Raw genomic sequence first — 8,853 nt, 5'->3', positions numbered from 1 at the left:
AGATGTGTATAAGGCACAGGTGCTACCGGTGGGGGGTTCCTGTGCAGTCGTCATGCCGGGTTAGACCGGCACCGCCGCGAGAACTCATCGATCTTCCACAACTTTTTTGAACGTCCTCGCCCGGGGGGCGAGTGTGCCGCCGGCGACGGTGAGGGCGGCGAGCAGAGCCCGGTGCCGTGCCGGACGTGGTCACTACTCTCTGTCATGAATAGTTATCCACTCGGCATGCCAGCGGAAAGCAAAGGAAGATGTCAATGAATGCAAAAATGGTGGCCGCCAATTTTGTGGATCAAAATGCCGACTTACGCTGCGATCTCCAGGCGGCGGTCAGGCGGGCGGCGACCTCGGTCAGGACGTCGGCGGGGAAGGTGTAGGGCAGCCGCAGGTAGCCGTCGTGCGCGCCGGTCGGGTCCGTGGCGGCGCCCGGGACGACCTCGACGCCGTACCGCAGCGCCACCTGCGCGAACGCGCTCGCGTCTCGTCCGGGCAGCTCGATCCAGAGGGCGGATCCGCCGGCGGGCGGCTGGAAGCGCCATTCGGGCAGGTGCTCGGCCAGGAGGGCGGTGAGATGGTCGAGGCGCCGGCGGAGGACGGCGCCGCGCGCCTCGGCGATCTCCGGGAGGCGGGGCAGCAGCCGGGCGGCGAGCGCCTGGTCGAGGACGGGGCTGCCGAGGTCGGCCAGCGCCTTGTGGCGGGCGAGCCGCTCGATCGTCCCGGCCGGGGCGCGGACCCAGCCGGTGCGCAGCCCGCCCCACACCGACTTGGCGAGCGAGTCCGCGGACAGGATCTCGGCCCCCCGCGGCGCGAACGCGGCGATCGGCGGTGGCCGGGACGCGCCGCCGATGTCGTACGCGTTGTCCTCCAGAACCGGCACGCCGTGCCCGGCGGCGATCTCCGCGACCCTGCGGCGGCGTCCCTCCGACATCAGGGTGCCGGTCGGGTTGTGCACGGTCGGCATGACGTACAGCAGGTCGGGACGGTGTTCGGCGAACGTCCGGGCCAGTTCGTCGACGCGGATGCCGTCGTCGTCGATCGGCACCCCGACCAGCCGCGCGCCCGCCGCACGGAACACGTCGAAACAGCCGGGCCAGCCGGGAGACTCCACAACGACCACCGACCGCCGCCGCAGGTACATCTGCGCGGTCAGCGCGAGAGCCTGGGTGACGCCGGTCGTGACCAGCACGTTCTCGGACGCGGTCGGCAGCCCGGCGGCGGTGAGCCGGACGGCCACGGCCTGCCGCAGCGCGGGCAGCCCGTTGGGGTGGTAGCCAGTGTCCCGCATGAGGGCCGGGAGGTCTTCGGCGAGGAGCGCCGCCAGTTCCGCGCCGAGTTCGGGCACCGCGCCCTCCATCGCGTGGCGCAGCGAGATCACGTCGGCTGGACCGTCCTCCGGCCCCCGCCCACCGCCATGCAACGGACGTGCTCCGCTCGACGGCCCGTCGATCAACCGCTGGATGATCGCCGTGGCCCGCCCACCGGGGACGCGGCCGTCCGCGCCCGGACGGGACGAGCCCGGCTGCCGGACCACCCGGGTTCCGCTGCCGCGCCGGCTGTCGACGATCCCGAGCCCGCGCAGCTCGTCGTACGCGGTCACCACCGTCGCCCGGCTGACGACCAGCGCCTTCGCCAGAGCGCGCTCGGACGGCAGCCGCTCGCCGGGTTCGAGCGACCCGTCGTGCACGGCCCGCTGGAGGGCTTGGGCGAGCTTCCGGTACAGCGGCCCGGCCCCGCTCATCCAGTCGCCCAGGATCTCGGCGAGGTCGGACGGTTCGCGGAGCCGATCGGACGCGACGGGAAAGCGGTCCACCTGCGGTCCGATTGGCCCGGGTTCGCCCGCGTTCATGGCGTCAGGCTAGCCGTAACGCCGCAACGGGCGGCCTCCGATCCAGGGAGCGAAACAGCCATGAACACCCTCCTCGCCTTCGCCGCGGCGTCCATCGCGCTCATCGTGATCCCCGGCCCGAACGGGATTTACATCATGACCCGCAGCGCTGCCCAGGGATACCGCGCGGGCCTCGTCTCCGCCCTCGGCGTCGAGACGGGAACGCTGGCGCACATCGCGTTCGCGGTGCTCGGCGTGTCCGCCCTGATCGCGGCCTCGCCCGTCGCGTTCAACGTGCTGAAGTTCGCGGGCGTCGGCTACCTGCTGTACCTCGCCGTGCGCACCGTCCTGCGGCGTTCCGAGCTGGACCTCGGCGGCGGGGCGAGCCCGCTCCCACTGCGCAAGGTGTTCCGGGACGGCGTGGTGGTCAACGTCCTCAACCCGAAGGTCGCGCTGTTCTTCCTGGCGTTCCTGCCGCAGTTCGTCACCGCCGACGCGGGGACGTCCGGGGCGCGGGCCCAGATGATGGTGCTCGGCGCGGTGTTCTTCGCGCTGGCCCTCGTCCTGGACGCGGGCTACGCCGTCGTGGGCGGCGCGGCCCGGCGCTGGCTGGGACGCCGCTCCGGCTCGACGCACCGCTACGGCTACGCCATCGGCGGCGTCTACCTGACCCTGGCCGCCTACGCCGTCGCCGCCTGACCAGCCCCATCGCCCCCGAAAGGGCCGGGCGAGGTCTCGTCGAAGATCAGCCAGGTGCGGGTCGACCGGACCCCCTCGACCGTGTGGATCCGGGACAGGACGATGTCGCGCAGCGAGGCGTTGTCGGGCGTGCGGACCAGCATGATCAGGTCGACGTCGCCGCCGACGAAGGCCAGATGCTCGATGCCGGGGACCTCCCGGAGCTGGGCCGACACCTTCCGCCAGGAGTTCTGCTCGATGTTGACCAGGACGTAGGCCGCGGTGCCGAGGCCCGCCCGGACGGGGTTCACCCGGGCGGTGAACCCGGTGATCACGTCGTCGGCGATCAGGCGCTCCACCCGCGTGTAGGCGTTGGAGCGGGAGACGTTGACGCGCTCGGCGAGGGCGCGCATGGACAGCCGCCCGTCGGCGACCAGCTCACGGAGGATCGCGCGGTCGAGGTCGTCGAGGGCCGCGGGGGTCCGTCCGGCGGCCGGCGTTCGTCCGGTCAGACCGGGCGGCAGCGGCGTCCCGGAAGACATCTGGTCCATGAAACCTCCCCAGCTGAGGCCAAGTGTCCTGACTTCTGACGGGGTATTGAGACTTCTGTTCCCATCGGTTCATATTTCTAGCATCGATGGAATGCGGAGGTGGAGTCGATGACGGGTCGGACGGAGGCGCTGCTTCCCTCGGCGGAGCCCGTGCGGTTCCTGACCGACAGCGGTGCGGCGGCGCGGAAGCGAACGAACTACGCGGTGCCCGATACGGAGCTGCTGCGCCGGGCGTATCGGGCGATGGTCGTCGGACGGCGGTTCGACGCGCAGGCGACCGCGCTGACCAAGCAGGGACGGCTGGCCGTCTACCCGTCCAGCCACGGGCAGGAGGCGTGCCAGGTCGGGTCCGCGCTCGTCCTGGACGACGGCGACTGGCTCTTCCCCACCTACCGGGAATCGGTCGCGCTGGTGACGCGCGGCATCGACCCGGTCGAGGTCCTCTCCCTGCTCAGGGGCGACTCGCACTGCGGATACGACCCCCAGCGCCATCACACGGCGCCGCAGTGCACCCCGCTCGCGACGCAGGCCGTCCACGCGGCGGGCCTCGCGTACGCGGAACGGCGCAAGGGGACGGGACGCGTCGCGCTCGTCTGCGTCGGCGACGGAGCGACGAGCGAGGGCGATTTCCACGAGGCGCTCAATTTCGCCGCGGTGTTCAAGGCGCCGCTGGTGATTCTGGTCCAGAACAACCAGTACGCCATTTCGGTGCCGCTGGAGCGCCAGACCGCCGCGCCCTCCCTAGCCCACAAGGGAATCGGCTATGGGGTGCGTTCCGAGCGGGTGGACGGAAACGACCCGGTCGCCGTGCTGGCCGTCCTGTCGGCGGCCGTCGAGCACGCCCGGGCCGGGAACGGGCCATTCCTCGTCGAGGCGCACACGTACCGGCTCGAACCCCACACGAACGCCGACGACGCGTCCCGCTACCGGACGGATGCGGAGGCCGAGGAATGGCGGCACCGCGATCCCATCGCCCGGCTGGAGAGCTACCTGCGGCGGCGCGGACACCTCACCGACGCGGACATCACGACGTTCACCGCGGAGGCCGACAAGCTCGCCGAAGACCTCAGGACCCGGATGAACGCCGATCCCCACCTCGCCCCACTGGGCCTGTTCGACCACGTCTACGGCACCCCGACCCCCCAGCTCGACGAGCAGCGCGCACTGCTCAGCGCCGAGCTCCGCACCGAGGGGACGCCGTCATGATCACGATGGCCAAGGCGCTCAACACGGCTCTCCAGGACGCCCTCGACGGCGACGAGCGGGTCCTGGTCTTCGGCGAGGACGTCGGCGCGCTCGGCGGCGTCTTCCGCATCACCGACGGCCTCGCCGCGAAATTCGGCGACGACCGCTGCTTCGACACCCCCCTCGCCGAATCGGGCATCGTCGGATTCGCCGTCGGAATGGCGATGGGAGGATTCCGTCCCGTCGTGGAGATGCAGTTCGACGCGTTCGCCTACCCGGCCTTCGAGCAGATCGCCTCGCACGTCGCCAAGATGCGCAACCGCACCCGTGGACGCGTCGAACTGCCGCTGGTCATCCGCATCCCGTACGCGGGCGGAATCGGCGGCGTCGAGCACCATTGCGATTCCAGCGAGGCGTACTACGCGCACACGCCGGGCCTGAAGGTCGTCACGCCCGCGACCGTGGAAGACGCCTACTCACTGCTCCTGGAAGCGATCGACGACCCCGACCCGGTCGTGTTCCTGGAGCCGAAGAAGCTGTACTGGTCGAAGTCGGACATCGAACGCCTCGACCGCACCGAGCCGTTCGGCCGCGCCGCCGTCCGGCGTCCCGGCGCCGACGCGACGGTCGTCGCGTACGGGCCCGGCGTCCCGGTCGCGCTGGAAGCGGCCGGTGCCGCCGCGGCGGAGGGCTGGGACCTGGAGGTCATCGACCTGCGCACGATCGTCCCGTTCGACGATGCGACCGTGGCCGCGTCCGTCCGCCGGACGGGCCGCTGCGTCGTGGTCGCCGAGGCCGCGGGCTTCGCGGGCGTCGGGGCCGAGATCGCGGCCCGCGTCCAGGAGCGCTGCTTCCACAGCCTGCTGGCGCCGGTGCTGCGCGTGACCGGCTTCGACATCCCGTACCCGCCGCCCATGCTGGAGCAGCACCACCTGCCGGACGTCGACCGCATTCTCGACGCCCTCGACCGCCTGCAGCGCGACGACCGTCCGGACACCCGGTATTTGAACATCGGCGGTGCGGCATGAGCGAAGCGAACCGGGGGGAGTGGGGGGTCGCCCCCTCACAGGAAGCAGGCATGAGCGACACGATCTTCCGGCTGCCCGACCTGGGCGAAGGGCTCACCGAGGCCGAGATCCTGGAATGGAAGGTGTCGGTCGGCGACGTCGTGACGGTCGACCAGGTCGTCGTCGAGGTGGAGACCGCGAAGGCGGCCGTCGACGTCCCCGTCCCGATCGCCGGGACGGTCGCGGAACTGCACGCCAAGGCGGGCACCGTCGTGAACGTAGGTGCCCCTCTCATCTCGGTGAACGCCGAAACAGCACCCGGCACGAACGGAAAGGCGACCGAGACGAACGGAACGGCGGCCGAGCGGTATCGCGAGGAGGAACGGGCGGGTTCGGGCAACGTCCTCGTCGGCTACGGAACGACGACCACCGCGGCCCGCCGTTCCCGACGTCCGGTCCCGACTCCGACGCCCTCGCGCGACGAGGCACCACGCGTCATCTCCCCCGTGGTGCGCCGCCTGGCGAAGGACCACGGCATCGACGTGGCCGCGCTCACCCCGAGCGGCCCGGGAGGCGTCGTCCTGCGCAAGGACGTCGAAGACGCGATCGCCGCCGCAGCGCCCCCGGCGGTGCGTCCACAAGAACCCAAGCGCGACGCGGACGAGGTGCGCATCCCGCTCAAGGGCGTCCGCCGGACGATGGCGGACAGGGTGTCCCGCAGCCGCCGCGAGATCCCGGACGCGACCACCTGGGTCGACGCCGACGCGACCCGCCTGGTCAAGCTCAAGAAGAACGTCCAGCGAGCCGACCCCGGGGCGCGCGTCGGAATGCTGGCCCTGTTCGCGCGGATCTGCGTGGCCGGGCTCAGGCGCTTCCCCGAGCTGAACGCGTACGTGGACGCCGAGCGGCACGAGATCGTCCAGGTGCCGCAGGTCCATCTCGGGTTCGCGGCGCAGACCGATCGGGGTCTCGTGGTGCCGGTCGTCCGCGACGCGCAGCGGCTGACGCTTGCCGAACTCGGCGCGGAGCTCGCGCGGCTGACGGACGAGGCGCGCGAGGGCCGCCTGTCCCCGGACGACCTCACCGGCGGGACGTTCACGCTCAACAACTACGGCGTGTTCGGCGTGGACGGCTCCACCCCGATCATCAACCACCCCGAGGCCGCGATGCTGGGCGTCGGCCGCATCACCGAGAAGCCCTGGGTGTGGAAGGGAAAGGTCCGGCCGCGGCAGGTCACGCAGCTGTCGTTCACCTTCGACCACCGGGTCTGCGACGGCGCGGTGGCCGGCGGTTTCCTGCGTTTCGTCGCCGACTGCACAGAGCACCCCGAAACCCTGGTCACCCACCTCTAGCGAGGCGCCCGACTAGTTGAGGTTATCAACAGGTGAAAACCAGCATCGCCCTCTACTTGCTTTTCTCTGGGTCATGCCCTCGGTTAGGTGTTGACTTTATCAACACCACGTGTCGAAACTGAGTCTCGACATCCCCTCCATTCCTTGACCTTCCCCGTGGGCCCCGTCGCGGCGTGCCTCGTTCGCGCGCAGGACGGCGCACACCGGTGAAAGCCGAGACCAGGGACGAGGAGCTCGCATGGCCCCCGAGATGGACCGTCGCCAGGTGCTGCGCGGAGCCGCGGTCGTGACCGCCGGAACCGCGACCGCGGGAATGCTGCAGGCCACGACCGCGCACGCGGACCCGACCCCGGCGGGCGGCGCAGGACGTGACCGTGCCGCCGACTTGATCATCCACAACGGGCGCGTGCTCGTCCTGGACAGGCGCTTCCGCAAGGCGGAGGCCGTCGCCATCCGGGACGGGCGCGTCCTCGCCGTCGGATCGGACCGCGACGTGCGGCGCCACAAAGGCCCCAGGACGGAGCTTCTCGACGCGGGCGGCGGCACGGTCCTGCCGGGCATCAACGACTCGCACGTCCATCTCGCCTCGCAGGGCCTGAGCGTCCCGCCGTTCAACATCAACGTGGATACGGCGACGATCGAGGAGCTGGTCGCCGTCGTCCGGACGGCGGCGAGCGAGGCGCCGGCCCCGGACTCGTGGATCCGCGGCCGGGGCTGGCAGGAGCTCCGGCTGCCGCGCCCGCCGGTGGCCGCCGACCTCGACCCGGTCTCGGGGGACCATCCGGTGGTGCTCGGCGACTTCTCCGGGCACGCGACGGCCGTGAACTCGATCGTGCTCCGGCTTGCCGGGATCACCCGCGACACCGTCCCGCCGCCCGGCGGCGTCATCGACAAGGACGCCGCCGGCGAGCCAACGGGCGTCCTGCGGGAGAGCGCGGCCGGGCTGGTCAGCCGCATCGTCCCGCCGTTCACCCGCGAGGAGCGCTCGCAGGGCATCGACGCCGGGATCAAGGTCCTGCACGCGATGGGCGTCACCAGCACCACCGAGCCGGGCATCAACCTGGAGACCCTGGCCCTCTACGCGGAGAAGGCACGCTCCGGTGCGCTGCCCCTGCGTCTCACCGCCCTGCTGGGAAGCGGCCGGGGGCCGCAGTCGCTGCGCGACGTCCTGGCCGAGTACGAGCCCCTCCGCGACGTCGACCCCCGGACGCTGCGCGTCGCCGGAGTGAAGGTCTTCGCCGACGGCATCCCCAGGTTCCGGACGGCCTGGATGAACGAGCCCTACCTGAACGGCGCGAACGGCAGCCTCACCATCGACGGCGCGTCCCCGGACGAGCAGCTCGCGAACCTGCACGAGATGATCAAAATGGCCGTGCAGGCCGACCTCCAGATCGGCACGCACGCGTGCGGCGACGCCACCACCGACGCGACGGTCGCCGGGTACATCAAGGCGGGCGGACGGCACTGGCGCCGCGCCGACCTGCGCCACTACGTGATCCACTGCAACTTCCCGTCCGCGCGGACACTGCGGACGATGGCGCGCCACGACATCGGCGCGAACCTGAACGCGGAGATCCTCTACCTCCAGGGACGCGTGCTCGAACCGATCATCGGGCGCGAGCTGACGGAGTACCAGTGGCCCTACCGCAGCGCGCTGCAGGCGGGCGTGCAGGTGACGTCCGGGTCGGACGCGCCCGTGGTGCCGCCCCACTGGCTGCGCGGCGTGATGACGGCCATGCTCCGCGAGGGCGCGAACGGCGGCGTCGCGGGCACGGCGGAACGGATCGGGCTGGCGGACGCGCTCGCCACCTACACCCGCCTCGGCGCATGGCAAGACCATGCGGAGCACTGGAAAGGCACCCTCGAACACGGAAACGTCGCCGACATCTGCATCGTCGACGGCGACATGGTCGGCCGCGACCCGCACGGCTTCGACGACCTCCACGTGACCACGACGCTGGTCGGCGGCCGCGTCGTCTACGAGCGCCCGGACGCCGCCGCCCGTCCCGCCGCCGCAACCGCGGCCGCAGCGCCCGCCGCGTTCCTTCGCAGCGGCGGATCCACCTCGCACAACTGCGCGGACGGTGACAAGTGCTGCTGCCAACTCTCAGACGAGATCCTCGGATAATCGGCTAAGAGGGTGTCTCATGTGGAAGGTTTGGCGAGCTTCTTATAGCAGCTGATGGCGGCTGCGAGGGTGAGGAAGGCGGTGAACAGATGGCCGTGGCGTTCGTAGCGGATGGTCAGCCGCCGGTAGC

7 protein-coding genes are annotated in these 8,853 nt (G+C 71.2%); 5 read left to right on the top strand and 2 right to left on the bottom strand.

What is annotated here, in order from left to right; all coding sequences use genetic code 11:
* Positions 1 to 289: 289 nt before the first annotated feature.
* Positions 290 to 1,843 (bottom strand): aminotransferase-like domain-containing protein, encoded by a 1,554-nt coding sequence (locus ETD83_RS35985; RefSeq protein ID WP_138649672.1) that lies wholly within the window; start codon positions 1,841 to 1,843, stop codon positions 290 to 292.
* Positions 1,844 to 1,903: 60 nt separating this feature from the next.
* Here ETD83_RS35985 and ETD83_RS35980 point away from each other — a divergent pair, with 60 nt between their 5' ends.
* On the top strand, positions 1,904 to 2,521 hold the full coding sequence (locus ETD83_RS35980) for a LysE family translocator (RefSeq protein WP_138649671.1): 618 nt from the start codon (positions 1,904 to 1,906) through the stop codon (positions 2,519 to 2,521).
* On the opposite strand, the gene ETD83_RS35975 is transcribed toward ETD83_RS35980, so the two are convergent.
* Entirely contained in the window at positions 2,503 to 3,051 is a 549-nt protein-coding gene (locus tag ETD83_RS35975; protein WP_230421406.1) for an Lrp/AsnC family transcriptional regulator, read from the bottom strand. The two genes, ETD83_RS35980 and ETD83_RS35975, sit on opposite strands and share 19 nt — an antisense overlap.
* 108 nt (positions 3,052 to 3,159) lie before the next feature.
* Between ETD83_RS35975 and pdhA the strand changes: the two genes are divergently transcribed.
* The 4 genes from pdhA (at position 3,160) to ETD83_RS35955 (ending at position 8,723) form a co-directional block, all read left to right on the top strand.
* Positions 3,160 to 4,257 carry a pyruvate dehydrogenase (acetyl-transferring) E1 component subunit alpha gene (gene pdhA, locus ETD83_RS35970; protein WP_138649670.1) on the top strand — a complete coding sequence of 366 codons (1,098 nt, stop codon included), beginning with the start codon at positions 3,160 to 3,162 and terminating at the stop codon, positions 4,255 to 4,257.
* Positions 4,254 to 5,264, top strand: coding sequence for an alpha-ketoacid dehydrogenase subunit beta (locus ETD83_RS35965; RefSeq protein WP_138649669.1), 1,011 nt, complete (start codon positions 4,254 to 4,256; stop codon positions 5,262 to 5,264). Before pdhA ends, ETD83_RS35965 begins: the two co-directional genes overlap by 4 nt.
* A 50-nt stretch (positions 5,265 to 5,314) precedes the next feature.
* Positions 5,315 to 6,595, top strand: coding sequence for a dihydrolipoamide acetyltransferase family protein (locus tag ETD83_RS35960; protein WP_138649668.1), 1,281 nt, complete (start codon positions 5,315 to 5,317; stop codon positions 6,593 to 6,595).
* Positions 6,596 to 6,833: 238 nt separating this feature from the next.
* Complete coding sequence (locus tag ETD83_RS35955) at positions 6,834 to 8,723, top strand: amidohydrolase (protein WP_138649667.1); 1,890 nt, start codon at positions 6,834 to 6,836, stop codon at positions 8,721 to 8,723.
* Positions 8,724 to 8,853 lie beyond the last annotated feature (130 nt).

The organism is Actinomadura soli (assembly GCF_005889715.1).
GTDB lineage: Bacteria > Actinomycetota > Actinomycetes > Streptosporangiales > Streptosporangiaceae > Spirillospora > Spirillospora soli.
This window is presented reverse-complemented; position numbering and strand designations above follow the sequence as displayed.